The organism is Paenibacillus chondroitinus NBRC 15376 (assembly GCF_004000765.1).
GTDB classification, from domain to species: domain Bacteria; phylum Bacillota; class Bacilli; order Paenibacillales; family NBRC-103111; genus Paenibacillus_E; species Paenibacillus_E chondroitinus.
In genome coordinates, this window is sequence record NZ_BILW01000025.1 from 1 (window position 1) to 26,226 (window position 26,226).

A 26,226-nucleotide genomic window follows, 5' to 3' on the forward strand; every position below is an offset into this window, starting at 1 on the left:
TTTTACGAGAAAACCTTACAAATGTAAGGTTTTTTTGTTATATATCCGATTAATCAAATAACGATGAACCTGCGATATCCAATTGCTGCTAATTGAGACGATCACTTGAAAGAAAGACATTCGGAAAAACGGATATTCTACATGAGATTAGGTCGATTTACGTTAAATTCCATATAAAATCACGAACAATAACCTTGATTAATTAAGGAATCCTATGTATTATTAGTATAGCTCGAAAAAATACAGATCAATTATTCCTCTTGAAGGTGATTTAATGTCCGTACCGGATGATTCTAATGAATACAAGAAGAAGCTGTGTCACCTGTATAACGAGATATCCAAAGAATTATTCGGTTTTGGTACCACCTTGCTGAAGGTTTCCTTGGATCAGAATATCATTACTTTTCATGCAAAGCATCGCCGGTCGCCCCGCTCAACAGCTTTAGAAGGAGAGGCTCCTACGCTTAAACACGAGGTCGATTTTTACATGTCCTCGATTTACAAGAAGAGAATCCGGGAAAAGCTGGAGCAAGAACTAGGGTTGTCCATGGATGCGGTGTTAAGAGATTATGATCCGCCGACGCAATGGGCCATCACGAACATTATTCTTAAACCAACTAAATAGTCTAGACCACGGTGTATCTCTTTTGATCTATCTTAAGGGCTTACCCGCTTGAATATCACTTGATGTCTCTTTCCATTGTTTACGATGAAAAGTGCTCTTGTTAGAAGTTATCTTCTACCAAGGGCACTTTTCTATTTTTTGCAGGTCTTAGCAAGTGCGCGGCATATATTTGTGAGCCCGTGTAGAATACTAGTAAAAATTTAACAAAGGGATTTGCGCTACAAATTATATATATGATATTGGGAGGATGTTAACGATGAAACAAAAAATGCTTCGAGGTTTGATTTCTTTATCCGTAGTAGGACTGGCTTTGACGGGATGCGGTACCGCGCCTGCGAAAGATCAGGGGAATACTGGTGCCGCAACAGCTTCACCTGCGGGAACATCAGGGGAACCTACACAATTGGTTATTTCCACTTGGGGCTTTTCCGATGATTTCTTCAAGAAAGAAGTGTATGCACCTTTTGAGAAAGAGCATAATGTGAAGATTGTTTTGGAAATCGGCAATAACTCCGAGCGTTTAAACAAAGTGAAACAAGGCAGTTCCAAAGTGGATCTTATCTATTTATCCGACTACTATGCACAGCAAGGAATTGAAGCAGGACTTTTTGAGAAAATCGACCGCAGCCGTATTCCGAATTTAAAAGATATCTACGATATTGCGAAAGCACCGCTTGGTGAAGACTACGGTCCGGCCTATACCGTTGGCCGTTTCGGAATTGCTTACAATCCGAAAGCAGTAGGTAAAGAGATCACGTCGTGGAGCGACCTGTGGAGTCCTGAGCTCTCCAAGAAGCTGACGCTGCCAAACATTACGTCTACGACGGGCCCAATGGTACTGGATGCAGCATCACTGGTCTCCGGAAATGCAAAGTTCAATGAGGATCAAGCTTTTACCAAGGTCAAGGAGCTGAATAAAGGAGTCGTCAAGTACTATGGACAAACTTCTGAATTCGTGAATATGTTCGCGCAAGGAGAAATTGCTGCAGGTCCGATCATGGAGATGTATGTGAAGGATTTGAAAGCAGCAGTGCCGGATACGAAGTTCATTTCCCCGAAAGAAGGGGCATATGCCGTAATGAATACGGTCAACGTTATTAAAGGAAGCAAAAATAAGCAGCTAGCGGAAGATTTCATCAACTGGCATTTGAGCAAAGAAGTACAAGAGAAATCTGCGAAAGCAAAAGTGGATTCACCCGTAAACACGACGCTGCAACTCTCAGCTGATGAAGCGCAAGGCATTACTTATGGCGCTGATGTTGTAAACAAGCTGATCAAGTTGGATATGAAATTCGTGAATGAGCATCTTAAATCGTGGATTGATCGTTGGAACAAGGAAGTTGCTCAATAATATCAAAGTGGACAAGGGTATATGCTTGGGTGTATACCTTTGTTTTCTTAAAAGGACTTGAAGGGGGCTTGGTTATGAAAAAGAAAGTCATCCTCGACGTGGATACAGGGATCGATGATGCGTTAGGCATCCTGCTTGCTGTACGAAGCGGAGAAATGGACGTACTAGGCATCACTACGGTGAATGGAAACGTATCGCTGGAGCAAGCGACAAAGAATACATGCAAAATTCTCCAATTACTGGAGAAGGAGCATGAGATTCGTGTCATTCAAGGCGCGAATAAACCTTTGATGCGCCCGACGTTCTTTGAGCACCGCGTCCATGGTAAGGATGGGCTTGGCGGGGCATTACTTGACATGCCGGTTCACGTGGAGGCAGCGGACGGGCATGCCGTTGATTTCATCGTGGAACAAGTGAAACAGCATGCGGGAGAGGTCACATTGGTCATGACGGCTCCACTGACGAATCTGGCTTTGGCGGTTATGAAGTATCCGGAGCTGGTTCATCAGGTGAAAGAAGTGATTGTGATGGGCGGTGTCGTTCAAGGATTCGGCAATGTGACGCCTACAGCGGAGTTCAACATGTACGTCGATCCGGAAGCGGCCAAAATCGTATTCCAGGCAGGATTTCCAGACCTGACGCTTGTCGGGTTGGATGTAACAAGGAAAGCGCTGCTGACAGATGACCATATCCGTGCACTCGGAGACTCGCCGATAGCCCGATATGTGAAGGAGAGCACTGCGGAATATATGGAGCGTTATTATGAACGCAATGGTGTTAGAGCTTGTGCGCTTCATGATCCGCTTGCTGTCGGAGTTGCTCTAAATAAACAGCTGGTCACGACCCGCAAGTACTACGTCGATGTAGAAACCAAAAGTGAGCTATGCGATGGGCAAACGGTGTGCGATTTTCAGAATCGCTTGTCCAAAGCGGCCAACGTGCACGTATGCACGGAGGTTGCGGCTGACGAATTTCTCGAACTTTTTATCCGCACGTTACGTGCATAGCGAACCAAGGAACAGGAGTATAGCTGCATGAAAAAAACGTACTTATTATTACTATTGCTGCCGGGCGTATTATTCCTGACAGTTTTCATGGTAGTTCCGATCCTTCTTACGATAGGTTCGACCTTTTTCGATAAAGGAACATTTACCTTTGCAGGGTATTTAAATTTTTTCAAAGACCCCTACTTCCTCAAAATTGTGTGGACGACGCTGCGTGTCAGCTTGGTCACCACGATTCTCTGTATCATTCTTGGGTTCCCGGTAGCCTATTTTATATCCAAACAAGGACCGAGACAGAAGGCGATTTTGCTTGCGCTGGCCATTTTTCCACTGCTGACAAGCTCTGTCGTTAGATCGTTCAGCTGGATGATTATTTTAGGTAAAAAAGGGTTACTCAACAACGCGCTGATCGCGATCGGTCTCATTAAGGAGCCACTGGATATTTTGTACACGCCAACGGCCATGATGATCGGTCTCATCCATTTGTTTTTACCGCTCATCCTTATTACGTTGGTCGGTGTTCTTGAGAATATAGATCCGGATCTGATTAAAGCAGCGGAGAGCTTGGGTGCTAACCGATTTAAAGCTTTCGTGAAGGTCATTGTACCACTCAGCGTTCCCGGATTAATCATAGGAAGTATTCTTGTTTTTGTCGGCAGTTTGACGGCATATACAACGCCTGCGTTGCTCGGTGGCAAGCAGCGGGTCATCTCCACTTTCCTTTATCAGAATGCGATTACGCTTAACGACTGGCATCTTGCCTCCGTCATAGCCGTGATTATGATCGTGATTACCTTCGTCGTCATCGCGCTTATGAATAAACTGGCGACTAAATTAAATCCGAAGGGGTAGAAGTATGCGGGAAAAGAATCGAGGGCTGGCGTTTTTCACCCTTCTTGTCTATATTTTCTTGCTCGGGCCGCTCGTTATTATAGCATTTGCTTCATTTGAGCCAGGGAGTGTACTGAAATTCCCACCGACAGGATTTTCGTTGAAATGGTACCGCAACATTTGGGAAGTTAAGATGTTCATGACAACCGCGGGTACCTCTATTATTGTATCGCTGATCGGTAATTTGTTTGCTTTGCTGCTTGGAATTCCAGCGGCGTATGCGTTAAGCCGGTTTACGTTTAAAGGGAAAGAGGCGCTGAATGCCGTTTTTATTTCCCCTGTGCTTATTCCCGGTATCGTTCTTGGTTTTACGATGCTGAGGTATCTTATCGTCACGTATAACCTTCCGATCTATGCAGCTCTGCTGATTGGACATACGGTGATCATGCTTCCGTTCATTATCCGCGTCGTGGCATCAAGCTTATCGAACTTCGATTTCGCGGTAGAGGAAGCTGCTTTAAGTCTTGGCGCCGGACGGCTGAAAACGTTCTTTAAAGTAGTCCTGCCGAACATTAAATCAGGTATTATTGCAGCTATTCTGATTGCATTTTTGGAATCTTTTAATAATGTCGACATCTCGGTCTTTATGACGGGTCCCGGCATCAGCACGCTGCCTATTCAGATGCTGACGTACGTGGAGAATCATTTTGACCCTACGATTGCTGCTATTTCGGTTTTACTTATGATTTTAACTGCGGTACTTATGTTCATCATTGAACGGTTGATGGGTTTATCCTACTTCACCAAACGATAACGGAGGCTTTCATCCATGGCATTGCTTACTTTGGAAAATATTTCGGTTGCCTACGACCAGCAATATATTTTGAAGGACTTCAATTTAAGTGTAGAAAAAGGAAATTTAATATCGCTACTCGGTCCAAGCGGATGCGGGAAAACGACGACTTTACGGCTCATCGCCGGCTTTCTGGAAGCTAAATCAGGCAAATTTGCTTTAAATGGGAAGGACTACACGCGCATTCCCGTCAGCAAACGTAACTTCGGCTTCGTGTTCCAGAGTTATGCGCTGTTCCCGCACTTGTCCATCTACGATAATGTGGCGTTTGGTCTTCGTCTTCGGAAGGTAAGCGGCGCGGAGCTTGATCGTCGTGTTCGCAGCATTCTGGAAACGGTAAGCTTATCCGGCTTCGAGAAGCGTTATCCGAAGGAGCTCTCAGGCGGTCAAAGACAGCGGGTGGCCATTGCCCGGGCGCTAGTCATCGAACCTGAGCTGCTGCTCTTCGACGAGCCCCTAAGCAATCTGGACGCTAATCTGCGCATCAATATGCGTGTTGAGATTCGCCGTATTCAGCAGGAGCTTGGTATCACTACCGTCTATGTATCGCATGATCAGGAGGAGTGCTTCTCTATCTCGGATCAGGTGGCCATTATGAACAAAGGGATTATTGAGCAGCTGGGAGCTCCGGCGACGATTTTCAAATATCCCAAAACAGAGTTCGTAGCTCGTTTTATTGGTTTCACGAATTTTATCTCTTTTGATACCAGGTATGATGAAAAAGAGGTAATTGCTCTTAAAGTGAAAGATCATATGTTCACTGTAACCAAACATGCCAGTAAGGGAGAGCAGGTCGGGATGCAAGGCGCTATTCGTCCGGATGATGTCATTCTTGGTATGCCGGGAGACATCGAGGAAGGTCCCAATGTCGTGACAGGACGTGTGAAAGTGAGCACCTTCTTAGGCAGAAGCTATCAATACGTCGTTCAGACGATACTGGGAGACATTACGGTCAATAAAGAAATGGAACTCCCGTATCCGAGCGGGCAAGAGGTTCGGCTTCATTTTCCAAGCGAGAAATTGGTTCTAGTAGAGTAGTGTACTTGGAGGGAAAGGCATATGCAGGTTGATCTACTGATTGAAAATGTAAAGATTTATAATAGTTATTTTAAAACATTCATTGAAGGTAATGCAGCCATTCTGGATGGCAAGTTTCTATATATCGGGACTAAAGGTGCGGGAAGCTTTGCAGCTGCCGAACGTCTGGACGGGCAAGGGCGCTACATGATTCCAGGGCTCATTGACATCCATCTGCACATCGAAAGCACAATGGTCACTCCGGAGACGTTCTCGTACGGCCTTATTCGCAACGGGGTGACAACGATTGTTCCCGAGCCGCATGAAATTGCCAATGTTTTCGGATTGGACGGGGTCAAAGAATTCATCAAAGCAAGCCAGAATTGTGTAGCGGACATGTTCTATGCTCTTCCTAGTTCGGTTCCTGCCACGTCCATGGAAACGTCCGGCGGCTCGATTGAAATCGAGGATATGGATGAGCTTCTGCGGACGGAGCGCATTATTTGCTTAGGTGAAATTATGAACTTCGTAGATGTCATCACCGATCCGGACTGCAAAACAAATCAGATTATCAACCATATTCGCAAACACTATCCGCAACTTATTATTGAGGGGCATGTGCCGAAACTGTTGGATTTGGACCTGCATAAGATGATTTACAGCGGAGTCGACTCCGATCACACGCATCAGACGATTGAGGGGATGGAAGCCAGAATCGCTGCGGGCATGTTTATTGAAATTCAAGAGAAATCAATGACACCTGAAGTGATGGATTATTTGATTGAGCATGAAGTATCGGAGCATTTTTGCTTTGTTACCGACGATGTCATGGCGGACTCCTTCGAACGGCGCGGTCACTTGAATCACATTGTGCGTAAAGCCATCGAGATGGGCATGAAGCCTGAGCATGCGATTTATGCCAGTACTCTCTCCCCAGCCAAAAGAATGCGGATGTATGACCGTGGTGTTATTGCACCGGGCAAAGTCGGCGATTTTCAGCTGATTTCTGATCTGGAACTTCTGACAATTGACCAAGTGTTCAAGCACGGACGCAAGGTTTATGATGTTCGAGAGGCTTATACGTCAGTCACGAACGAACCTGCTTTTCCGCCGCATTATTATCAAAGCGTCCAGATGTCGCCGTTAACAGAAGCGGATTTCTCAGTTAACGTAGACTTAGAGGACGGTTCATATGCCTGCCGTGTCATGATGGTGAAAAACGGCTCTACCTTTACAGAGGAGCATCATACGGAGGTTCATGTCCGTTCTGGTGAACTTATGTGGCAGGATAGTGGAAAAGGACTTATTGCTACTTTTGAACGCTATGGTAAAAACGGAAATCGTGCCTATGGTTTAATTGGCGGCGATACGATTAAACGCGGAGCTGTGGCGACGACGTACTCCCACGATAATCATAATTTACTTGTTGTCGGTCACAATCCTCAGGATATGGTCATCGCGGCGAACGAAGTGATTAACAATCAGGGGGGCTTTAGCGTCGTAGAAGACGGAAAAGTCATCGCTTCTCTTAAGCTGCCTGTCGGCGGGATTTTGACGGAAGCTCCACTTGAGCAAGTTGCTAAAGAAGTAGAACATCTGCGTAAAGCGATGGAATCATTAGGCTACTGTCATTATAATCCTATTATGTCGATCAGCACGCATTCTTTACCTGTAAGTCCTGCTTTGAAAATTACAGACCATGGTCTAATCGACGTGAACAGCGGCAAAGTTGTACCGCTAATCGTCTCTAATTAATATAAAATCCCGCACTCATTATGAGGCGGGATTTTTTGTGTTTATTTCTTGTCGGCAAGCCAAGTAGCGAGGGATGAAATTTCATCATCGGATAACTTGCCTTTGAAGCTAGGCATTGCGCCTTTCCCGTTTGTCACCGTTGAAGCAATTTGGTCCTTAGAGAGCTTGCTGCCTACTTTTTGAAGATTAGGACCTACGGCACCTTCCAAGTTGACGCCATGGCAGCTAACACAGTTGGCTTTGAACACAGCGGATGCTTCCACCTTCGTTGTAGTCCCTGTGCTCGCAGACGGGCTAGCTGATACGACAGGGCTTGCAGAAGCGGCCGGGCTCGGTTTTGTTTCGGTTTTGCCGCAAGCAGCTAAAGAACTGGCGAGCAGCAGCGTGAGGACTAATAGCGTTTTCTTCATGTGAACTTCTCCTCATATACATAGGTTCAAGTGCAAGACAGCCACCGGTTGCATGCAAAATCTGCATAATGACTGTAAATTTACATTGCCCGAATTGCTAATTTTTCATACAACAATGAATAAGATAACGGGTCTGAGCTCATGATATCCATAACTACCATAACTAACCTATTGTTCATAAAATTCCAAGGAGGCAATCAAATGGCTGAGAAAAATGTGGAAAATTCTCCTGACCAGTCGCGACGCAGTTTCCTGAAATATACCGGTACTGCCATAGGTGGAGTGGTGGTCGGAGGAGTAATTGGCAGTGCGATTTCCGGTGGATTTACCAAAAAGTCCACGACGCCAACCCCTTCGCCATCCCCATCGGCATCCCCACAAGCTCAAGCCGGCATGGACTACAACAGAGCGCCTATGTTTTTCAATCAGGCTCAGCTGCAAATGACAGAAGCTGCGGCTGAACGCATTTTCCCCAAAGATGAAAGCGGTCCGGGGGCGACGGACTTGGGAGTTGCCTTTTACATCGATCATCAGTTGGCAAGCCCATGGGGCGTGAATGCCCGTACGTATCGGACGGGTCCCTTTGTGAAAGGGGAAGCGACGCAAGGCGACTACTTAAGTATTCAGCGCCACGAGTTGATTACGATGGGCCTGCAGAGCATGGAGGAAACGAGCAAGTCGAAATATACCAAATCCTTCGTGGAGTTGGCTCCTGAGGAACAGGATGCGATCCTGACCTCGATGGAAAAAGGCGAAATTAATGTGGTAAATGGCGTAACGGGTAAAACCTTTTTCAACCAATTCCGTGTGCTTGTGATGGAGGGCGTGTATTCAGACCCGCTATATGGTGGGAATAAGGATATGCAGGGCTGGAAGATGCGGAAATATCCGGGCAACCAAATGAGTTATACCAATATCATGGACAAGGATCAATTCGCCGTTATGGAACCTCGGAGCTTGCATGATCATTTTGTTCATTAAATATGAAATTCAATGAGGGAAGGGAATAAAGCACATGGCTACTAAAATGCCAAAAGTTCCGGTAGTTATTGTTGGAATGGGATGGGTCGGGGGCATCATTGCTGCCGAGTTGTCCAAGCAAGGAGTCAAGGTGGTTGGTTTGGAGCGCGGAAAGCCAAGAGACACCAAGGATTACTACATGGTACATGACGAGCTGCGATACGCCTCCAGATACGATCTGATGCAGGATCTATCCAAAGAAACGGTGACGTTCCGTAATACGGATAAGGTTGCGGCAGTTCCTATGCGAGAATATGGTTCCTTTTTGCTGGGGGAAGGGCTTGGCGGGTCGAGCATTCACTGGAATGGACAAACGTATCGGTTCCTTCCGTACGATTTTGAAATCTACAGCAAAACGGTCGAGAGATACGGCAAGCAGAAAATCCCGGACGGAATGACCATTCAGGACTGGGGCATTACATATGACCAATTAGAGCCTTATTTCGATAAATTTGAAAAGCTGGCTGGCATCTCGGGGGACCCGGAACAGAATCCGATGGTGGGCAAGCGTTCAAATCCGTTTCCAACCAAGGCTATGGTGAAAACGCCGGTTCTGAAACTGTTCGAGGATGCGACGAAAAAACTGGGTTATCACCCATACATGATGCCGTCAGCGAATCTATCCGAACAATACACGAATCCGGACGGTATCACCCGAGCAGCATGCCAGTATTGTGGATATTGTGAGCGTTTCGGCTGTGAGTATGGAGCCAAAGCAGATGCTGTGGTCACTGTGCTGCCAGTTGCTCAGAAGTCGGGTAACTTCGAACTGCGTTCTTACTCGAATGTGATTCAAGTGTTAAATGACGGCAAAAAAGCTAGTGGCGTTGTGTACGTCAACACAGTGACAGGAGAACAGTTCGAGCAGCCTGCCGATGTGGTCATTATGGCCAGCTATGTGTTCAACAACATTAAGCTCCTGCTGACTTCCAAATTGGGGAAACCTTATGACCCAGCTTCGGGTAAAGGAGTAATCGGTAAAAATTACTGCTACCAAACGAACGGCGGTTCGGCGACCGGATTTTTTGATGACAAAGAGTTTAATCTGTTTGCCGGTGCAGGATCGCTGGGTATGGAGATTCCGGACTTTAATGGAGATAATTTTGATCACAGTAATCTTAATTTCCTTCATGGAGCCGGTATTCGGATTTCACAAACCGGACAACGGCCGATTGCGACCAACTCCGTTCCGAAAGGCACGCCTGCGTGGGGGAAAGATTTCAAACAGAAATCGCTCAAATATGCGAACAGTGTCTTAGCTGTATCCCCGCAAGGATCAAGCTTGCCTTGGAAGCATCACTATGTCGATCTGGATCCTACCTATAAAGATGCCTATGGGCTCCCATTACCGCGAATTACCTTTGATTTCGAAGAGCAGGATCGGCAGATGATCAAATTCGTGAGCGGTAAAGCCGCTGAAATCATGAAGGAAATGAATCCAACAAGCATTGGTTCATCGGATCAGCTCGGGCCTTACAATATCGTGCCGTATCAGTCCACGCATAACACAGGCGGTGTCATCATGGGCGCGGATCCTTCTACTTCTGCTGTCAATTCCTACTTGCAAATGTGGGATGCTGAAAATGTTTTCGTAGTGGGAGCATCGGCATTCGCTCATAACAGCGGGTACAATCCGACAGGGACGGTTGGTGCTCTTGCCTACAGAGCTGCCGAAGGGGTCGCCAAATATTTGAAACAAGGCGGAATGGTCGTTTAAACAAGCTGCCGACATGACCCTATAGATCGGAGGGATCAGATGGGGCAAGAAGATTTGATTTTGCATCTCACTGAGGTTCGCAAACGGTTGATTATTGTATTTGCTTGGTTTTTGGTTATGCTTTGCGCGGGGCTGTATCTTTCCAGTGACATTTTGCTGTATTTGAAAACGCAGCCTATGATCGGTGAGATTAAGTGGAATGTGTTCTCGTTTACAGACGGGCTGATGATCTACATGAAGTGCGCTTTTCTCTTCGCTTTATTGTTTACCGTGCCGGTGATGCTCTACCAACTGTGGGCATTCGTCAGGCCAGGGCTGACAGAAGCGGAGTCCAAAAGCGCTCTTCCCTACATCCCGGTGGCTTTTGCGCTTTTCATCATCGGGGTAGCGTTCAGCTACTGGGTCGTCTTCCCCATGATGGTTCGCTTTATGATGCGCATGAATCAGACCATTGGCGCGGTGGAAACGTACGGCATTGACCGGTACTTTGGGTTTCTGTTCCAAATTGTTTTTCCGATGGCGATCGCGTTCGAACTGCCTGTGATTCTTCTATTTCTGACCAAAATAGGACTACTGACGCCGGAGCGCTTGAAAATGTCCAGGAAATACGCGTACATCGCTTTAACGATTACAGGCTCCTGCATTTCGCCTCCGGATATGGTTTCCCATCTGTCGGTTACCGTGCCCTTGCTGCTGTTGTTTGAGATTAGCGCGTTGGCTTCCAACTGGCAGTGGAGAGCGATGAGGCAAGGCAGGCTGGAGAATAGTTGAGGGATGGGGCAGAGCAGTCTGGGGAATAGTTGAGGAAGACAAACCAGTCTGAAAAATTAGCAAAGTTTTTATAAAAGGAGGATACGTATGTTTAACAATATTGGTGTATCAGGTTTAATCTTGATTTTGGCCATTGCTTTAATCGTCTTCGGCCCGTCCAAATTGCCGCAGCTTGGAAGAGCATTTGGTGATACGCTGCGAGAGTTCCGCAATTCAACGCGTAATATTATGGATGAGGGCGAACGCGAGCATCTGATTGAAAATGAGGGGAAGAAGCCTTTTTGAGCTGGTGAGTCGGCCGAATGGAAGATGAGGAACACATCAAATGGGAGGAAGGGAACTATGGTCCCCTATTTTGATGAAATGGAACATTTTCATGAAGTAGGGGAACTACGATCCTCTATTTTATCAATTTGAGCTGAAAAATGCGTCACAGGAGACAAATAAGAGCCTGTAGTTCCGCTTAGAAAGGAAACAGCTCTTTTTGCTCTGAATAAGGGACTCTAGTTTCCTTGATATGGGGATGTTCGCTTAAAGGACCGTCAGGATGTGGAATTCCTGACGGTTTTTCTTATTTTTTGATGGTTGTTTATCTACCTAAGAAAATTCATTTTATATTAATATTAAATTAATCAAAATATGGATAATTAAGGATATAAATTTGTTGTGGATGTGGTAAAACAAATGACGATTCGTTTAAGACTAACCCTACTTTATTCAGCCATTCTGGGATTCGTATTATTAGTTTTTGGTATAGCACTCTACTTTTTTTTGCAATTTTATATATTTAATGATTTAAAAAAATCGCTAAGGGAGCAGACAGACCTTATACAAAAGAACGTAGCATATCAAATAGAACGTTCCCCTAATGGCTGGAATTTATTTTTTCGGCTTGATGATTTTGATGCGGTTGGCTCCGGTATTTTTATGCAAATAACTAATTTCACTAGTGGCTACACAACAAAATCATCTAATTTATGGAATGTGGATCTTCCATTTTCAACGGAGGATTTACAAAAGAAAAGAGAAGGTTTTTATTCCTCAGTAAGTATTCATAACTCACCTTTTCTAATATACAGTGATCCACTAATATTAAATGGAAAGTTAGTTGGAGTTCTACAGGCGGCATATAACGTTGGTGTTGTAAATAATTTCCTTTCTAGTCTGCGATGGATACTTGTTATGTTATCAGTTTTTGTGGTGCTGCTCGCGATGTTTATGGGATGGTTCTTTTCTAGAAGAGCCTTAAAACCAATATATGCTTTAATCAACGCAACAAAAAATATTAAAAATAGTGAAGACTTTTCAACAAAAATAAATTATAAAGGTCCTCCGGATGAAATTGGACTTCTTAGCGAGACGATGAATAGCATGCTCCAACGTATAGACTCAATCTATGGTGAGTTAGAACAAACATCAGTCACTCAAAGAAAATTTGTTGCGGATGCTTCCCATGAGCTTAGAACGCCCCTTACAACTATTAGTGGAAATGCTGAATTTCTTGTTAAACTGATGAAATCTTTGCATCAAAAACTGTATGATCTACCTGAAAAACAAGAAATCGAAATTTCTTTAGAGGCTCTGAATGACATTACAGACGAGTCATTGAGGATGGGGAAACTTGTGAATGATCTATTGTCACTGGCGAGAGCGGATGGAGGTTTTCAGATAAATAAAGAAGTTTATGAACTACAACCTATTGTTGAAACAGTAATAAGAAAGTCTGAGTTTATGCCGAAATCAGTTGAATGGGCGGTAGGAAACATGGAGTCTTTGTTCGGGGTTTATATTTTGGCCGACAGGGATTACTTGCAGCAATTGCTTTTCATTTTTATTGAAAATGCTTTTAAGTTTACATATCGAGGGTTTGTAAACATGGAATTCGAAAGGATTGGAAATAGGATAGGATTGTTTATTAAGGATACCGGTATCGGAATGGATAATGATGAATTAAATCATATTTTTGATAGATTTTACCGAGCGGACTCTTCTAGAGGAAAGACCCCAGGAACCGGATTAGGGTTATCAATCGCAAAATGGATATTAGATGAGCATGAGGGAGTTGTTGAAGTTACTAGTTCTAAAGGTAAGGGTTCAATTTTTAAGATTTGGTTGCCTATTTATATTGAAACTAGGATTTAAGAATACATGATTACACCGTTAGGATTGGTTACTCTGATAATCAATTTCAAAGCAAAACAACCTCGACACTCCGCGAAGGATGGTCGAGGTTTTGCTTATTTATAGGATTAACCGGGGAGATCCTTCTTGTTAGTTTGTTTCACAGCTGTATTTCCGAGCTGCAGGAACAAGTTTATCGTAAAGAGGATGATGCCAATAACGACAAGCAAGGAGCTGACAATGACAAGCGGGAGCAAGGCGGAATTGCCGGAAATAATCTCAATCGCGAGTCCACCCTGCATGAGAGGCAAGCCAATGTTATGTAACCAGAAGTGAAGCTTGGCAAGGCGCGTTTCTGCTGCATGCGGATAGAAGTGATAGATGAGACCGAAGATCGCCATCGAAACCCAACCTAGCAAATTCAAGTGTGCATGGACCGAGGCCAGTCTAAAATCTTGAATAATGCCCATCAACATTCCCAGTAGAACAGCGAGCGTGATGTAAATCGCAGCAATTTTCAAAAATGTCTTAGCCATTCAGCGAATCCCCTCCAATTTTTTACTTCACACTTATTGTATGTTATATACAACGAAATACAAGTCACGAGGAATCAAATTGGATGAAATATTTTATTAAAAGGATTAGACAATACATTGTTATAAAATAAATTAAATTTTTGGCATTGTTTCACATATAATTTCATTATTTATATAATATATTGTAAATATATTTAATGTAGTAATACATTGATGAGTGTGATGAAGGGGGAGCATGTTATGAGCAGCTTGGCATCTTCGATGGAGTTCGAGAGTAAAAAGGTTCCACGACACCGCACCTACGACTTTCAGAGAGTTATGGCGAATCGGCAGGAACGAAGAGAACACGAGGAGTGTGGAGAAACAGCTTTTTATCCCATATCACCAGTAGCTTTGGCACTTTATTACGGATTTGATTATGACACAGAGCCTGTCGGGTAATCCGGCAGGTTTTTATATAGTGCAGCGGCTGATGGGGCGCTCATCTTACTTTTTCCAGTTGAATAGACTATACTTATTTCAATGTTATAGCACAGTTCAGCGAGGTGTGAACGATGAGCACAGGCCATTCGGAGCTGCATACGAAGCATGAACAAATTACGAAGTATATTGAATCTTTGCCTGTCGGCACCAAGCTGTCTGTTCGGCAAATTGCTCAAGATTTGGATGTGAGCGAAGGAACGGCTTATCGGGCCATCAAAGAGGCGGAAAACATCGGTCTGGTCAGCACCAAACGACGGATTGGTACGATACGCATGGAGAAAAAAGAAGAGCCCGTCATCGACAAGTTAACGTTCGAAGAAATCGTGAATGTGGTGGAAGGCGTTGTTCTTGGAGGATCAACAGGCATACATAAGTCACTGAACAAGTTCGTAATTGGCGCTATGCAGTTGGAAGCGATGCTGAAATATATTGAAGCGGGCAACTTGCTAATTGTCGGTAATCGCGTGCAAGCCCATATGTGCGCACTTGGCCAAGGGGCAGGGGTGCTAATTACGGGCGGGTTCGATACGACGCCTGAAGTCAAAGAGCTGGCAGATGAACTTCACCTGCCGATTATCGGAAGTTCTTTTGATACGTTCACGGTGGCTACGATGATCAATCGCGCGATGGAAGACAGGCTGATTAAGAAGAAGATACTGATGGTCGGTGACATCATGCGGAAGGACAGTCCGATTTACTCGCTGGAAGGAACGGACACCGTCAAAGATATGCAAAAGCTGGCGGAGAAAACCATGCACACGCGCTATCCTGTCATCGACGGCAAAAGGGTGCCCATTGGGATGATTACCACCAAGGATATTGTTGGTGCGAAGCCGAGCCAACTCATCAGCAGCTTAATGACGCCGAATCCGCTCATGATTAATTTAAAAACATCGGTCGCTTCAGCAGGGCACATGATGGTGTGGGAAGGGATTGAACTGCTGCCTGTTATTGATAACGAGCGGAAAATGATCGGCGTCATTAGCCGCAAAGATGTCATGAAGGCAATGCAGCATATGCAGCAGCAGCCGCAGAACGCAGAGACGTTCGAGGTGCAGATCTATGCAGGGATCGACGAAGTGCGCGATGCCGAGGGCAGGTTGTTTTTCAGAGGGGCGATTACGCCTCAAATGACGAACTTCGAGGGTTTGGTATCGGAGGGGGTACTCACCACGATTATGATTCGTGCGGCTTATCGCACGGTGAAGGAGCATAAGAAAGGCGATCTCATTCTGGATAGCTCATCCAGTTATTTTCTGATTCCGCTGCAAATGGACGAGGTCTTTGAAATTGTCCCGACGATTGTGGAAATGACGCGCCGATTCTGTAAAATTGATATGGAAATCACGGCGAATGGAGCCAGGGTGGCCAGATCGATGTTTACGGCACGCATCCTTTAAAATTGAATTAAAATCTAAGGAGGACATGCACATGCTTGCTTCGATTCATAAAAAGGAAAACGGGTATATCGCACAGTTCGATCGTCCGCTTGGGCATGCTATCAGCGAGGTTTGGGCAGTCCTTACCGATAATGAACGCCTAGAGAAATGGATGGCCAATCTTCAAGCCGATGATCTGCGCAAGGGTGGCCATATGAAATTTGATATGAAGGATGGCTCGGGGACTTTAATTGATATGGAGATTACCGATTATGAGCCGCTTTCCGTCTTGGAATTCATGTGGGGGAAGGATCGTGTCCGGTTTGAAGTTTCGGCAAGATCAGAAGGTTCTTTACTTGTTTTAAAAGAATTCATTGGCACGATGACGGATCACACGCCAAAGGACTTAGCCGGCTGGCATGTTTGTCTGGACATGTTGTCTGCGCTGCTGGATGGGCAAGTGATGGAATTCCCGATGGATGAGTGGAAGAAATGGTACGAGCAGTATGGGGAGCTGGTGAAACAGGTTGGTTGATAGGTAGGCTGATCGGAACAGTTGTCCTGGTACGCTTCCGCTTCCCTGACTCTCTAACGGACACAGCCGCTCTTATTCGGCGAATTATTGGCGTTTTGAAAATCTAACGGACACCAGCGCAGCTATTTGCGTGTTTCTACCTTGATTTCGCCTCGAAATCGGCAAATAAGGTTTCTCGTGTCCGTTAGAAGTGGGACGAGGCTATTTTGACGATTTTAACGGCAGTGGAGTCCGTTAGACTTGGTTGGCAGGTTCCCGGCAGAGGGGTATACCATGGATCAGGACAGGACAGCTGGTTACCCGGTAATCATGCTCGGGTGGCAAGTGCCTGAATGGGAAAATTTGCATAATAATCGCATAAAAAGAGGCTGCTCATAGGTCGGTATAGACCCTATAAGACAGCCTCTTTATTTCGTTTCGGCTATTTGCTAGCGGAGACGGTTTCGATTTCTTTCACGCTTTGGTAGATGAGGTTGAACAGCTCTTCCAGGCTGCTTTCTTCAATACAGGAGAAAGCGACGCGAAGATCAGTCGCTCCAAGAGCGATAGTACCTACACCATGCTGATCCAGCAAGTGGACTCGCAAAGCCTCGGCATCAACTGTTTTGAGCTTCAGGCACATGAAGTAACCGGAGTTGAACGGGTAGTAGCCCCATGCATCGTCGAACTTGCCGGAGTCCAGAATGGACTTCGTACGGTTAGCACGGCCTTTCATGATCTCATATTTCTCTTGCTTCTGCTGATTGAACTCCGGGGAGTTCAGCGCATGAAGCACGAAAGTCTGCGATGGGTGAGGGCCGCTGGAAATCGTTGCGCGGATGATTCCCATTGTTTTTTGTTCTAGTGCGCTAAGCAACGCTTCGCTTTGGCCGGCATAAGTGACAAATCCAACGCGGAAGCCCCAGACGTATTCTTCTTTGGTAGCACCGTCAATTTTGACAGCGAGCACGCGCGGGTGAATGTCAGCTAATTTACCGAACAAGGACTCATGCAGGGACCCTTCGAAGAAAAGTCCGAAATAGGCATCGTCGGTTAGTACAACAACATTGATACCAGCTTCAGCTGCATCTTTGATAGCGGCAGCAATCTCATTTCCTTCTTCTGCCCCAGGCGTGTAGCCTGTCGGGTTGTTCGGGAAATTCAAAACAACAATGGCTTTGCCTTTGGATTGTTGAGCCAGCAGCGCTTCGCGCAGGCCAGCGGCATTAAACTTCTGCTCCTCGTTGTAGAGCGGATAGTTCACAATTTTTGCGCCGCGGCGAATTTCGAAAGTGAGCTCGTAATTTTCCCAGTTTTTGTCTGGAATAATAACGGAGTCGCCTACATCAGCGAAAAGGTCCGCTGCAATACTAAGACCGTGAGTCAACGCATTCGTTACGATCGGGTTGCCGATCAGTTTGCTGCCGATCTCAGGGTTTTCTTCGAGCATTTTTTTGCGCCATGCGCTGCGGAGTTCGGGCTTACCGGCTGGCGGCGCGTATTCATATATATCTTTGGGTGCGTAGGTGGAGAGAGTATCTTGAATGACCTTCAAGTGCATCGGCTGACCGTTTTCGATCGCAATGCCAATCGTAGCATTGTATTTTTTGGCCTTTGCCTTGGCTTCAGCCGATTGGCTAAGAATGCCTTCTTTCGGGAAGTAAATCGATTTACCTAATGCAGAAAGCATGTCAAATACGTGAGAATTTTCACGTTCCAGGGTCTCGTTTAACTGTCGTGCCAGAGGATTCATAAGCATGGGTCATTCCTTCCAATGTGCTATTCATTTTTTGCAGTTATTATACCACTTTCCCTGGAGAACGTCACTGCGAGAAACAAATTTTTTTGGATGGATTTTTATTTGGATCTAAACATTTACTCGATTTAAAAATCCTTCTAGGCGTTGCTTCACATCCGGCCATTCGCGGTCAATGATGCTGAACATCACGGTGTCCCGCACATAGCCGTCATGAAGCACGCGATGTTGGCGAAGCGTACCTTCTTTCTGGGCGCCTATACGCGCAATTGCCGCTTGGGAGCGTTCGTTTCTTAGGTCTGTTTTAAGCTGCACACGCAGGAGGTCTAGGGTTTCGAAGCAGTGCCGCAGCAGCAAATACTTACACTCCGTATTGATTCTGGTTCTCCAAACACGCGGATTGTACCACGTATGGCCGATCTCGACGTGCCGATTTGCGGCAGAGTAGTCGAAAAGGCGCGTGCTGCCGACGAAACTGTCGGAGTGTTTGTCATATACGCTGAAAGGAATGCCTAGTCCGGCTTTTTGCTCATCCAGCGCTTGGTGGACAAAATGTTCAACGGCTGAAGGTTGAAGCAGCGGAGTCATGTAAGAAAAGATAGCAGGATCCGCCGCCGCCTCCACTAGTGCGCTAATGTGAGATTCCTGCATCGGCAGTAGAATAACTTGGGTATTTTCTAGCATGATGGGTTGGATATTCATGGGCATATGCTCCTTGTCAAAAAGTCGGATTTATGAGATTTTAGTAAGCATAATGGAAAAATGGTTTAATAAAAAGATCCAATTTGAGTATGTTTTTATGAACCAATTGAGAAAGGCAAAAGGGGGGCGAGTATGGATTTTCATATACCGTACCATACCTACCAGGCGAAATACGGGAGTAAATATGCGGCTTTGTATCATGCCCTGCATGACAACATTTTGGCGAATAAGCTGCTGCGCGATACGAAGCTGCCATCAAGCCGTGAATTAGCTGCACTCTATGGGCTATCGCGGGGAACTGTTAATCAAGTGTACGATATGCTGATTGCTGAGGGTTATTTGCAAGCTGATGTAGGCAGAGGGACTTATGTTGTTTATAACGGGGGGCAGGAGAAGCAGCTGCCGTTTGAAGGGAAGGATATTCGACTTTCGGACTGGGGGGCGCGGGTTTGTGAGGCAGATCGGGATGGACACGGGAAGAGGCGGGAGCAAGGACGGGAGTTAGAGCTGGAGCGAGGTCAAGGGCAAGAGCAAGAGCAAAGGCAAGGGCGAGAGCGAGAGAAAAGGCGAGAGCAAGAGCAAGAGCGAGGTCAAGGGCAAGGAGAAAATCAAGGCCAAAGTTCAGATCAAGGGAAAAAGATTGCGTTCGTGATGGGGCGGCCGCACTTGGATGAGTTCCCGCGGGAGTTGTGGAACCGCGGGATGTACGAGCAGGTGCGGAGGATGACGGAGTCGCCGCAGGAAGAGGCATACGTCGCCGAGGGGCATTATGCGCTTCGCGAAGCGATCGCACAGCACCTGAGGCGAATACGCGGCATCGATGCGCCGCCAGAGAGCATCGTCATCGTTAACGGGTCGATGCAAGCGATCGCGCTGCTGACCCAGATGCTCGTGAACGAAGGCGATCCCGTCATCCTGGAGCGCCCGGGCTACCAAGGCGCCAGCCGAGCAGTGCTGGCGGCCGGCGGTGTGCCCATCCACGCTCCTGTGGATGAGCAAGGGCTTGTCCCGCAGCCGTGGAACGCACGGCTGCTGTTCGTGACACCCAGCCGCCAATTCCCTACGGGGGCGGTGCTGGGTCTAGAGCGCCGCCAGCAGCTGCTGCGCTGGGCGGCGGAGCAAGGCGCTGTCATCGTCGAAGACGACTATGACAGCGAGTTCAGGCACCGTGGTCGGCCGATCGAGCCGCTCAAGGTGCTGGACCAGGAGGGCCGAGTGGTCTACATCGGCACCTTTTCCAAAACGATGCTGCAGGACCTGCGCATCGGATACGTCGTGCTGCCGGAGGCGCTGCACGACGCCTTTGTCGCCGCTAAGCGGCTATACGAGCCGCACCCTTCGGGGCTGCTCGAACAGCGCTCGCTCGCCGCCTTCATGGGGAGCGGCGGCTACGAGCGACACCTGCGCCGCATGCGGCGGGTGTACGCGAGCAAGTTCTTGCTCCTGCAAGCGCTGCTGCAGGAGCAGCTCTCCACCCTCTTCGACTGGGTGGAGAGTGACGCGGGGCTGCATCTGTTCGGCTGGTGGCGGGGAGATCCCCGCACCTATGCCGCCTATGCAGCCGAGTGCCGTAAGATCGGCGTCACCTGGAGTGACGCCGGTTCCTACGGCATCCCGCCGGGGAAGGCCGGGGCATGCTTTGGTTTTGCGCATCTCACGGAGCAGGAAATACGCCAAGGCGTTGCCGCCTTGCGAGAAGTTTCAGAAATTGTCATAAAATCAACAATATGATTTTGGCATGGTTGACAGAGTATGCTATGATCTAACATGTGGTCAATTAATCATTTTATTGTAGGAGTGATCCCTAAATGGCAGGATTAAATGGTGGAGGCACAAGCGTGATTGTGCGTTTGGAAATACATAAAGAACAGGTCACGTTTGGGAAAATTGCTACAGCCATAGGCGATGCCGGTGGCGATATCGTCGCGGTTGACGTGACGCGAGCCAGCAAAACAACAACAACACGTGATATTACCGTTCAAGTTAGCGATCCGGATCATACCGAAGTCATTGTTAAAGTATTGAAAGGTATTCCAGGTGTACGGTTAATTAACGTATCCGACCAGACGTTCCTTATGCATTTGGGCGGAAAAATTGAAGTCACTCCGAAGATTCCGATTAAAAATCGGGACGATCTGTCCCGTGTATATACGCCAGGAGTCGCTCGTGTCTGTATGGCGATTCATGAGGATTCATCCAAAGCGCACTCATTAACGATTAAACGTAATACAGTTGCCGTCGTTTCTGACGGAACAGCCGTCCTCGGACTTGGCAATATCGGCCCTGAAGCGGCTATGCCGGTTATGGAAGGTAAAGCTATGCTCTTCAAGCAAATGGCGGGCGTTGACGCTTTCCCAATTTGCTTGGACACACAAGATACAGAGGAAATCATTCGTACTGTCAAAGCCATCGCACCTGCGTTTGGCGGAATTAACTTAGAGGATATTTCGTCGCCGCGTTGTTTTGAAATTGAAGAACGATTGATCAATGAATTGGACATTCCGGTGTTCCATGACGATCAGCACGGAACTGCGGTTGTTATTCTTGCCGGTTTGCTTAACGCAGTTAAAGTGGTGGGCAAACAGCTGGAGTCTTGTAAGGTTGTTATCACGGGCATCGGAGCGGCAGGAATTGCCTGCACGAAAATGCTGCTTGCTGCAGGCGTCACGAACGTCATCGGTGTAGACCGTCAAGGCGCAATCGTACGCGGTGAAAGCTATACAAATTCCATGTGGGATTGGTATGCGAATAACACGAATCCTTTCAAGCTAAAAGGGACTTTGTCCGATGTAATTGCAGACGCTGATATTTTCATCGGCCTATCCGGTCCAGGCGTTCTGAAGGTAGAAGATGTGAAGAAAATGGCTACGGATCCAATCGTATTCGCGATGGCGAACCCGACACCGGAAATCACGCCGGAAGAGGCAGAACCTTACGTACGCGTCATGGCGACAGGCCGTTCGGATTATCCGAATCAGATCAATAATGTGCTCTGTTTCCCGGGTATTTTCCGCGGGGTGCTGGACTGCCGCGCTTCCCGGATCACGCAAGAAATGAAGCTCGCTGCAGCCAAAGCGATTGCCGCGGTAGTGAATGAAGATGAGCTAAATGAATATTATATTATTCCGAGCGTATTCAATCATGCCGTTGTTGAGAAAGTACGCGAAGCGGTTATGGAAGCAGCGTTTGAATCCGGTGTAGCTCGTCGCCGCAGCCAACGTGAAACACAAGAGTCTCATCACGAATAAAAATCAGTAATCAAAGCCAAAAAAACCTTGCTCCAGCAGCTGTTTCCAGCTTGCAGAGCAAGGTTTTTTGTTTTAATTCTGTTCCTCCGTCCATTCTTTTAGCTTACGGTCAGAAGGGAGAAGGAAGGTTAGAATACCGAGAAGCGGCAGGAACGCGCATAATTCCATTACGCGCGTCGTACCGATCGCATCGCAGAGATTTCCAAGCACGACACTGCCGATACCGCCGAGTCCGAAGGCGAGCCCGGTAATTAGGCCGGATACGGTTCCTACTTTGCCAGGGAACAGGCTTTGGGCATAAACAACGGTAACGGAGAAGCTGGATAATTGAATGACGCCGATAACGACAAGTAAGATATAAGACCAAGTAATCCCAACATGCGGCAGCAGCAATGCGAATGGCGCTGAGCCTAACATGGAGAAGAATATGACATTGCGCTTACCGAACCGGTCCGCGATTGGACCGCCAAAAAAAGTACCTACAGCGCCGGCAGCGAGGAACAAGAAGATGAAGTCCTGCGCACGGTTGATGGATAAGCCGTATGTATCATGCAAGAAAAAAGCGAAGTAACCACTCATTGCAGCTCCGTACCATGATCGGACGAATACAAGGAAAATCAATACATAGATAGCGAAAAACACACGTTTGCGATGCACGGGATTGACGGTCCGCTTCACAGTGGACTTGGCTCTAACCGGAGTCGTTGCGAGCTCGGCTTTGTACCAGCGAGCAATGAACATCTGAACGGCTATCGCAATCGCAGCAACGCCTGTGAACCATATGGAGCCGAAAAGTCCGAGCGGAATGAAAATCCATTTGGTCATGACCGGCGCCAAGGATTGGCCGAAGTTACCGCCCACCTGGAAGATGGACTGTGCCAAGCCTTTGCGTCCTCCGGCAGCCATATGCGACACCCGCGAGCCTTCCGGATGGAACGCAGCGGAGCCAAGCCCCACAAAGCATACAGACAGCAGCACAACCCAATATGAATGAGCGAAGGCTAACAACAGCATCCCGGTAAGCGTCGATGCCATGCCAATCGGCAGCATATAGGGCGATGGCTTGCGGTCTGAGTATAAGCCGACTACGGGCTGCATGATGGAAGCCGTGAAGTTGATGGCGAACTGTACCCAACCGACTTGGGTATAACTTAATCCCATTTCGCTTTTCAAAATGGGAAAGATGGCGGGAATGACGGATTGGATAGAGTCATTCAGCAAATGGACAAGACCGATGGCAAACAGTATCCGGTAAACAGTTGGTTTGATATCTCCTGCACCCTGCAAGCTATTGGATTTGGGAGATGGTGTTGTTATGGCAGCCATGATGCGCTCCTCTCGCTATTTATCTAGGAAACGGCCGAGGTCTTCTCCCATTTTCACTTTGGAACCAAGCTTAAGGTCCGGGCGAGGTTCGAACATATCGTCTTCAAAAAGCAGCACAACGGTTGAGCCGAACTCGAAATAAGCCAGCTCTTGACCGCGCTCCAATGTTTTGGGAAGCGGTTTGACATACTGAATCGAGCTCACGTTCAGCGCTCCGACCTTTACGACGGCAACTTCACCTGTATGATGCTGAATGAAAGTGATTAATCGCTCATTGCGACTAAGAACTCGCTTCATGTGGCGAAGCCCGAATTCATTCACCGGATACACTTTGCCGAGCACGTGCTCTTTTTCAAGGATGTCCCCCGTAATCGGAGAATGAATGCGGTGATAATCGGTTGGGCTTAAGTACAGAACGAAATAGAAGCCGTTTTTGTAATTGACTGTGCGGGGCGACCGATTAAGCAGCTCCTCAATGGTGTAATCTTGACCTTTGACGTTGACGATCAAGCCGTCTTTAATGTCCCCGATCCCGGTAATCATGGCATCAACCGGACTGACGACGCGCGTCTCGTCTTCGTGAATCGGGCGTAAACCCGGCTTTAAGCGGCGAGTAAAGAAATCATTTAGGGATTTGTAATCTTTTACATGCTTCTCAGCATCTTCAATACGTATACCGTAAGTTTGGGCAAAACGGGGAATGAACATCCGGCTTGCTCTGGACCTGGCAAAAGCTCCTGTCACTTGGGATACCCATTTACGTGAGGAGAGCTCGGTTAGCAATTTGAAGAACGGTTTTGACATAAATTAACTCCTGTTCATTCGTGGTTAGGCGGGCTTTTGACCAACGTTCAAGTTTCTTCAAAGATCCCTGTTTATGGTTCTTCGCTAATCTTGCCACAGAAAGGTAAAAGAATCAATTGTCGAATGAAGAAGAAACGGCAAGGTAGGCGGCTAAAAAAATAGTCTGAAGGCTGTTTGAGGTGAAATATGCTTGTCAATGCTGTTAATGAGGTGAACGGGTACAATGTCCATTATGATTATATTGATTCTGTTACTGATTCCAGCCTGCATGCTAGTTGGCTCATGGATGTTCATAAGCTGCCGTATTTGGTTTCATATTCTGGCTATGGTCAGTGCATATGTCTTTGGTATTATTTCCGCTTTGGCGGTTAATGACATATTACGGGACGATACGGTATTTATGACGAATATTCATGGCGTTTTCAACAACCAGTTATTCCTTTTAAGCGGAGGTTATTTGGGATGTTATGGGATCTATTTAATGTGGAAACGGCTGCTAGTAGAGATCAGGAAAGAGTAGTTTTGTGTTATTTGTAACAACCTCCTATGTAACTATTTCATTTGGCACATCGTCTAATAGGCATGACTTATCATAAAGGCAGGTGTTAAAGTGAATTTTATAATTTCCAGATATACCAAGAGTATGATGTGTGCGGCTGCGTTATCTTTCTTTTTAGCGGGGTGTGCATCTTCTCCAAAAGGCAACACGTCTTCGAGCGCACCCGTTTCGTTGGCGCCGTCTGCTTCTGCTCCAGCAACTACGCCAGTTCCTACTGCAGCGCCGACTCCAAGTCCTACGCCAACGCCAGCAAACCCGACGGCAGGTTTGTCGCTCGACGAAAAGCTGGGACAGATGATCCTGGCTGGCATCGACGGATACAGTGTAAATGCAAATACCCAAGCGTTGATTTCAACGTATCACGTGGGCGGCATTATTTTATATAAGCCAAATGTCAAAGATTCAAGCCAACTGGTTTCGCTGGTGAATGAACTGAAGCAAAAGAATGCAAAAAATAAGCAGCCGCTCTGGATCGGTGTGGACGAGGAGGGCGGAAGGGTAACACGGCTGCCGGATGAGCTCCAGAAAACGCCAACGAATCAGGAGATCGGCAAGACGAATAACAAGACGTATGCCTATAACATCGGCAATTTGCTCGGTTCAGAGCTTCGTGCGTATGGATTGAACGTTGATTTCGCTCCTGTGCTGGACATTAACAGCAATCCGAAAAATCCGGTGATCGGCGACCGTTCTTTTGGAGCAAACGCTGCTATAGTTAACGCTATGGGTATTCAAGAAATGAAGGGGCTGCGAAATCAGCAGATCACATCAGTCGTTAAGCATTTCCCGGGGCATGGCGATACATCGGTAGATTCGCATGTAGGGCTGCCCATTGTCCAGAACGATTTGGACAGATTGCGTAAGCTGGAATTAATCCCTTTCGCGGAAGCTTTTAAACAAGACGCAGATGCTGTGATGGTTGCCCATATTTTGCTGCCCAAAGTGGACGGACAGAACCCGGCATCGATGTCGAAGAAAATTATGACGGACTTGCTGCGCAAGGAGATGGGCTTCCAAGGTGTCATCATGACCGATGACATGACGATGGGAGCCATTGAACAAAACTATGATATCGGCGCTTCCGCCGTAAAATCCGTTTTGGCCGGAGCTAATGTGATTATGGTCGGACATGACTACAACAAAGTTGTAAAGGTGATCGAGGCGCTGCGGCAAGCTGTTCAGGACAAACGGATTCCGATGGAAACGGTCGATCAGAGTGTAGCAAGAATTCAGAAGCTGAAGCAGAAATATAAGCTGAAGGATGAAAGGGTCGGTTCGGTTGATGTAGCCGCCCTCAATCAAGCTGTAAAGAAAGTGCTAAGTACGAAATAGCGCAATTAAAAGAGTGCCCCTAGTCATGTTATGACGCTTGGGCACTCTTTTTGATTTTTGGGGAAGAAGCAGGACCCATGTGGTGTCATTTTGAGTGCGATAGAGAGCTGGT

At 46.9% G+C, this 26,226-nt stretch carries 25 protein-coding genes; 19 read left to right on the plus strand and 6 right to left on the minus strand.

Features of this window, described 5'->3' with window-relative positions; genetic code table 11:
- Window positions 1–274: 274 nt before the first annotated feature.
- The 7 genes from PCH02S_RS23550 to PCH02S_RS23580 all read left to right on the plus strand — a co-directional run bounded on the left by PCH02S_RS23550 (window position 275) and on the right by PCH02S_RS23580 (window position 7,436).
- Window positions 275–625 (plus strand): DUF2294 domain-containing protein, encoded by a 351-nt coding sequence (locus PCH02S_RS23550; RefSeq protein ID WP_127456545.1) that lies wholly within the window; start codon window positions 275–277, stop codon window positions 623–625.
- Window positions 626–881: 256 nt separating this feature from the next.
- A complete protein-coding gene (locus PCH02S_RS23555) occupies window positions 882–1,976 on the plus strand; it encodes an ABC transporter substrate-binding protein (protein ID WP_127456546.1) in 1,095 nt (364 codons plus the stop codon).
- A 74-nt stretch (window positions 1,977–2,050) separates the two neighbouring features.
- On the plus strand, window positions 2,051–2,983 hold the full coding sequence (locus PCH02S_RS23560; RefSeq protein WP_127456547.1) for a nucleoside hydrolase: 933 nt from the start codon (window positions 2,051–2,053) through the stop codon (window positions 2,981–2,983).
- A gap of 27 nt (window positions 2,984–3,010) precedes the next feature.
- Window positions 3,011–3,832, plus strand: a complete 822-nt coding sequence (locus PCH02S_RS23565; protein WP_127456548.1) for an ABC transporter permease — start codon at window positions 3,011–3,013, stop codon at window positions 3,830–3,832.
- 4 nt (window positions 3,833–3,836) lie between these two features.
- On the plus strand, window positions 3,837–4,625 hold the full coding sequence (locus PCH02S_RS23570) for an ABC transporter permease (protein WP_127456549.1): 789 nt from the start codon (window positions 3,837–3,839) through the stop codon (window positions 4,623–4,625).
- Window positions 4,626–4,640: 15 nt separating this feature from the next.
- Complete coding sequence (locus PCH02S_RS23575; RefSeq protein WP_127456550.1) at window positions 4,641–5,702, plus strand: ABC transporter ATP-binding protein; 1,062 nt, start codon at window positions 4,641–4,643, stop codon at window positions 5,700–5,702.
- Between the two features lie 21 nt (window positions 5,703–5,723).
- The gene (locus PCH02S_RS23580) at window positions 5,724–7,436 is read left to right on the plus strand and encodes an adenine deaminase C-terminal domain-containing protein (RefSeq protein ID WP_127456551.1); all 1,713 of its coding nucleotides are present in this window, start codon (window positions 5,724–5,726) and stop codon (window positions 7,434–7,436) included.
- 41 nt (window positions 7,437–7,477) lie between these two features.
- On the opposite strand, the gene PCH02S_RS23585 is transcribed toward PCH02S_RS23580, so the two are convergent.
- Window positions 7,478–7,846 (minus strand): c-type cytochrome, encoded by a 369-nt coding sequence (locus tag PCH02S_RS23585; RefSeq protein ID WP_127456552.1) that lies wholly within the window; start codon window positions 7,844–7,846, stop codon window positions 7,478–7,480.
- 201 nt (window positions 7,847–8,047) lie between these two features.
- On the opposite strand from PCH02S_RS23585, the gene PCH02S_RS23590 reads away from it, so the two are divergent.
- From PCH02S_RS23590 to PCH02S_RS23610, 5 genes are all read left to right on the plus strand, one after another.
- Window positions 8,048–8,827 carry a gluconate 2-dehydrogenase subunit 3 family protein gene (locus PCH02S_RS23590; protein WP_127456553.1) on the plus strand — a complete coding sequence of 260 codons (780 nt, stop codon included), beginning with the start codon at window positions 8,048–8,050 and terminating at the stop codon, window positions 8,825–8,827.
- Between the two features lie 34 nt (window positions 8,828–8,861).
- On the plus strand, window positions 8,862–10,583 hold the full coding sequence (locus PCH02S_RS23595) for a GMC family oxidoreductase (RefSeq protein WP_127456554.1): 1,722 nt from the start codon (window positions 8,862–8,864) through the stop codon (window positions 10,581–10,583).
- A gap of 39 nt (window positions 10,584–10,622) precedes the next feature.
- Window positions 10,623–11,354, plus strand: a complete 732-nt coding sequence (tatC, locus tag PCH02S_RS23600) for a twin-arginine translocase subunit TatC (protein WP_127456555.1) — start codon at window positions 10,623–10,625, stop codon at window positions 11,352–11,354.
- Between the two features lie 87 nt (window positions 11,355–11,441).
- Window positions 11,442–11,639 (plus strand): twin-arginine translocase TatA/TatE family subunit, encoded by a 198-nt coding sequence (tatA, locus tag PCH02S_RS23605; RefSeq protein ID WP_127456556.1) that lies wholly within the window; start codon window positions 11,442–11,444, stop codon window positions 11,637–11,639.
- A 399-nt stretch (window positions 11,640–12,038) separates the two neighbouring features.
- Window positions 12,039–13,496 carry a sensor histidine kinase gene (locus PCH02S_RS23610; protein WP_127456557.1) on the plus strand — a complete coding sequence of 486 codons (1,458 nt, stop codon included), beginning with the start codon at window positions 12,039–12,041 and terminating at the stop codon, window positions 13,494–13,496.
- Window positions 13,497–13,603: 107 nt separating this feature from the next.
- On the opposite strand, the gene PCH02S_RS23615 is transcribed toward PCH02S_RS23610, so the two are convergent.
- The gene (locus PCH02S_RS23615; RefSeq protein WP_127456558.1) at window positions 13,604–14,011 is read right to left on the minus strand and encodes a cytochrome-c oxidase; all 408 of its coding nucleotides are present in this window, start codon (window positions 14,009–14,011) and stop codon (window positions 13,604–13,606) included.
- Window positions 14,012–14,251: 240 nt separating this feature from the next.
- On the opposite strand from PCH02S_RS23615, the gene PCH02S_RS23620 reads away from it, so the two are divergent.
- From PCH02S_RS23620 to PCH02S_RS23630, 3 genes are all read left to right on the plus strand, one after another.
- Window positions 14,252–14,452 (plus strand): hypothetical protein, encoded by a 201-nt coding sequence (locus tag PCH02S_RS23620; protein ID WP_127456559.1) that lies wholly within the window; start codon window positions 14,252–14,254, stop codon window positions 14,450–14,452.
- Between the two features lie 113 nt (window positions 14,453–14,565).
- On the plus strand, window positions 14,566–15,894 hold the full coding sequence (locus PCH02S_RS23625; RefSeq protein ID WP_127456560.1) for a DRTGG domain-containing protein: 1,329 nt from the start codon (window positions 14,566–14,568) through the stop codon (window positions 15,892–15,894).
- 31 nt (window positions 15,895–15,925) lie between these two features.
- The gene (locus tag PCH02S_RS23630; RefSeq protein ID WP_127456561.1) at window positions 15,926–16,408 is read left to right on the plus strand and encodes an SRPBCC family protein; all 483 of its coding nucleotides are present in this window, start codon (window positions 15,926–15,928) and stop codon (window positions 16,406–16,408) included.
- A gap of 421 nt (window positions 16,409–16,829) precedes the next feature.
- Here the strand turns inward: PCH02S_RS23630 and PCH02S_RS23635 are convergent, their stop codons facing one another.
- Window positions 16,830–18,140, minus strand: a complete 1,311-nt coding sequence (locus PCH02S_RS23635; RefSeq protein WP_127456623.1) for an aminotransferase class I/II-fold pyridoxal phosphate-dependent enzyme — start codon at window positions 18,138–18,140, stop codon at window positions 16,830–16,832.
- A 114-nt stretch (window positions 18,141–18,254) separates the two neighbouring features.
- Complete coding sequence (locus tag PCH02S_RS23640) at window positions 18,255–18,845, minus strand: GNAT family N-acetyltransferase (RefSeq protein ID WP_127456562.1); 591 nt, start codon at window positions 18,843–18,845, stop codon at window positions 18,255–18,257.
- 132 nt (window positions 18,846–18,977) lie between these two features.
- Between PCH02S_RS23640 and pdxR the strand changes: the two genes are divergently transcribed.
- Complete coding sequence (gene pdxR, locus PCH02S_RS23645; RefSeq protein WP_127456563.1) at window positions 18,978–20,576, plus strand: MocR-like pyridoxine biosynthesis transcription factor PdxR; 1,599 nt, start codon at window positions 18,978–18,980, stop codon at window positions 20,574–20,576.
- Between the two features lie 77 nt (window positions 20,577–20,653).
- Window positions 20,654–22,093: an NAD-dependent malic enzyme gene (locus PCH02S_RS23650; RefSeq protein ID WP_127456564.1), complete on the plus strand. Its 1,440-nt coding sequence runs from the start codon at window positions 20,654–20,656 to the stop codon at window positions 22,091–22,093.
- A 72-nt stretch (window positions 22,094–22,165) separates the two neighbouring features.
- On the opposite strand, the gene PCH02S_RS23655 is transcribed toward PCH02S_RS23650, so the two are convergent.
- Window positions 22,166–23,419, minus strand: coding sequence for an MFS transporter (locus tag PCH02S_RS23655; protein WP_127456565.1), 1,254 nt, complete (start codon window positions 23,417–23,419; stop codon window positions 22,166–22,168).
- Window positions 23,420–23,434: 15 nt separating this feature from the next.
- On the minus strand, window positions 23,435–24,223 hold the full coding sequence (asd, locus tag PCH02S_RS23660) for an archaetidylserine decarboxylase (RefSeq protein ID WP_127456566.1): 789 nt from the start codon (window positions 24,221–24,223) through the stop codon (window positions 23,435–23,437).
- A gap of 223 nt (window positions 24,224–24,446) precedes the next feature.
- Between asd and PCH02S_RS23665 the strand changes: the two genes are divergently transcribed.
- Window positions 24,447–24,743: a transposase gene (locus PCH02S_RS23665; protein ID WP_127456567.1), complete on the plus strand. Its 297-nt coding sequence runs from the start codon at window positions 24,447–24,449 to the stop codon at window positions 24,741–24,743.
- A gap of 90 nt (window positions 24,744–24,833) precedes the next feature.
- The gene (gene nagZ / locus PCH02S_RS23670; RefSeq protein ID WP_127456568.1) at window positions 24,834–26,114 is read left to right on the plus strand and encodes a beta-N-acetylhexosaminidase; all 1,281 of its coding nucleotides are present in this window, start codon (window positions 24,834–24,836) and stop codon (window positions 26,112–26,114) included.
- Window positions 26,115–26,226: the final 112 nt, after the last annotated feature.

Excerpts from the sequence above, each read along its gene's own strand:
- PCH02S_RS23550 (WP_127456545.1), top strand. The coding sequence starts at position 275 with ATGTCCGTACCGGATGATTCTAATGAATACAAGAAGAAGCTGTGTCAC.
- PCH02S_RS23555 (WP_127456546.1), top strand. The coding sequence starts at position 882 with ATGAAACAAAAAATGCTTCGAGGTTTGATTTCTTTATCCGTAGTAGGA.
- PCH02S_RS23560 (WP_127456547.1), top strand. The coding sequence starts at position 2,051 with ATGAAAAAGAAAGTCATCCTCGACGTGGATACAGGGATCGATGATGCG.
- PCH02S_RS23565 (WP_127456548.1), top strand. The coding sequence starts at position 3,011 with ATGAAAAAAACGTACTTATTATTACTATTGCTGCCGGGCGTATTATTC.
- PCH02S_RS23570 (WP_127456549.1), top strand. The coding sequence starts at position 3,837 with ATGCGGGAAAAGAATCGAGGGCTGGCGTTTTTCACCCTTCTTGTCTAT.
- PCH02S_RS23575 (WP_127456550.1), top strand. The coding sequence starts at position 4,641 with ATGGCATTGCTTACTTTGGAAAATATTTCGGTTGCCTACGACCAGCAA.
- PCH02S_RS23580 (WP_127456551.1), top strand. The coding sequence starts at position 5,724 with ATGCAGGTTGATCTACTGATTGAAAATGTAAAGATTTATAATAGTTAT.
- PCH02S_RS23585 (WP_127456552.1), bottom strand. The coding sequence starts at position 7,846 with ATGAAGAAAACGCTATTAGTCCTCACGCTGCTGCTCGCCAGTTCTTTA.
- PCH02S_RS23590 (WP_127456553.1), top strand. The coding sequence starts at position 8,048 with ATGGCTGAGAAAAATGTGGAAAATTCTCCTGACCAGTCGCGACGCAGT.
- PCH02S_RS23595 (WP_127456554.1), top strand. The coding sequence starts at position 8,862 with ATGGCTACTAAAATGCCAAAAGTTCCGGTAGTTATTGTTGGAATGGGA.
- tatC (WP_127456555.1), top strand. The coding sequence starts at position 10,623 with ATGGGGCAAGAAGATTTGATTTTGCATCTCACTGAGGTTCGCAAACGG.
- tatA (WP_127456556.1), top strand. The coding sequence starts at position 11,442 with ATGTTTAACAATATTGGTGTATCAGGTTTAATCTTGATTTTGGCCATT.
- PCH02S_RS23610 (WP_127456557.1), top strand. The coding sequence starts at position 12,039 with ATGACGATTCGTTTAAGACTAACCCTACTTTATTCAGCCATTCTGGGA.
- PCH02S_RS23615 (WP_127456558.1), bottom strand. The coding sequence starts at position 14,011 with ATGGCTAAGACATTTTTGAAAATTGCTGCGATTTACATCACGCTCGCT.
- PCH02S_RS23620 (WP_127456559.1), top strand. The coding sequence starts at position 14,252 with ATGAGCAGCTTGGCATCTTCGATGGAGTTCGAGAGTAAAAAGGTTCCA.
- PCH02S_RS23625 (WP_127456560.1), top strand. The coding sequence starts at position 14,566 with ATGAGCACAGGCCATTCGGAGCTGCATACGAAGCATGAACAAATTACG.
- PCH02S_RS23630 (WP_127456561.1), top strand. The coding sequence starts at position 15,926 with ATGCTTGCTTCGATTCATAAAAAGGAAAACGGGTATATCGCACAGTTC.
- PCH02S_RS23635 (WP_127456623.1), bottom strand. The coding sequence starts at position 18,140 with ATGAATCCTCTGGCACGACAGTTAAACGAGACCCTGGAACGTGAAAAT.
- PCH02S_RS23640 (WP_127456562.1), bottom strand. The coding sequence starts at position 18,845 with ATGAATATCCAACCCATCATGCTAGAAAATACCCAAGTTATTCTACTG.
- pdxR (WP_127456563.1), top strand. The coding sequence starts at position 18,978 with ATGGATTTTCATATACCGTACCATACCTACCAGGCGAAATACGGGAGT.
- PCH02S_RS23650 (WP_127456564.1), top strand. The coding sequence starts at position 20,654 with ATGGCAGGATTAAATGGTGGAGGCACAAGCGTGATTGTGCGTTTGGAA.
- PCH02S_RS23655 (WP_127456565.1), bottom strand. The coding sequence starts at position 23,419 with ATGGCTGCCATAACAACACCATCTCCCAAATCCAATAGCTTGCAGGGT.
- asd (WP_127456566.1), bottom strand. The coding sequence starts at position 24,223 with ATGTCAAAACCGTTCTTCAAATTGCTAACCGAGCTCTCCTCACGTAAA.
- PCH02S_RS23665 (WP_127456567.1), top strand. The coding sequence starts at position 24,447 with ATGTCCATTATGATTATATTGATTCTGTTACTGATTCCAGCCTGCATG.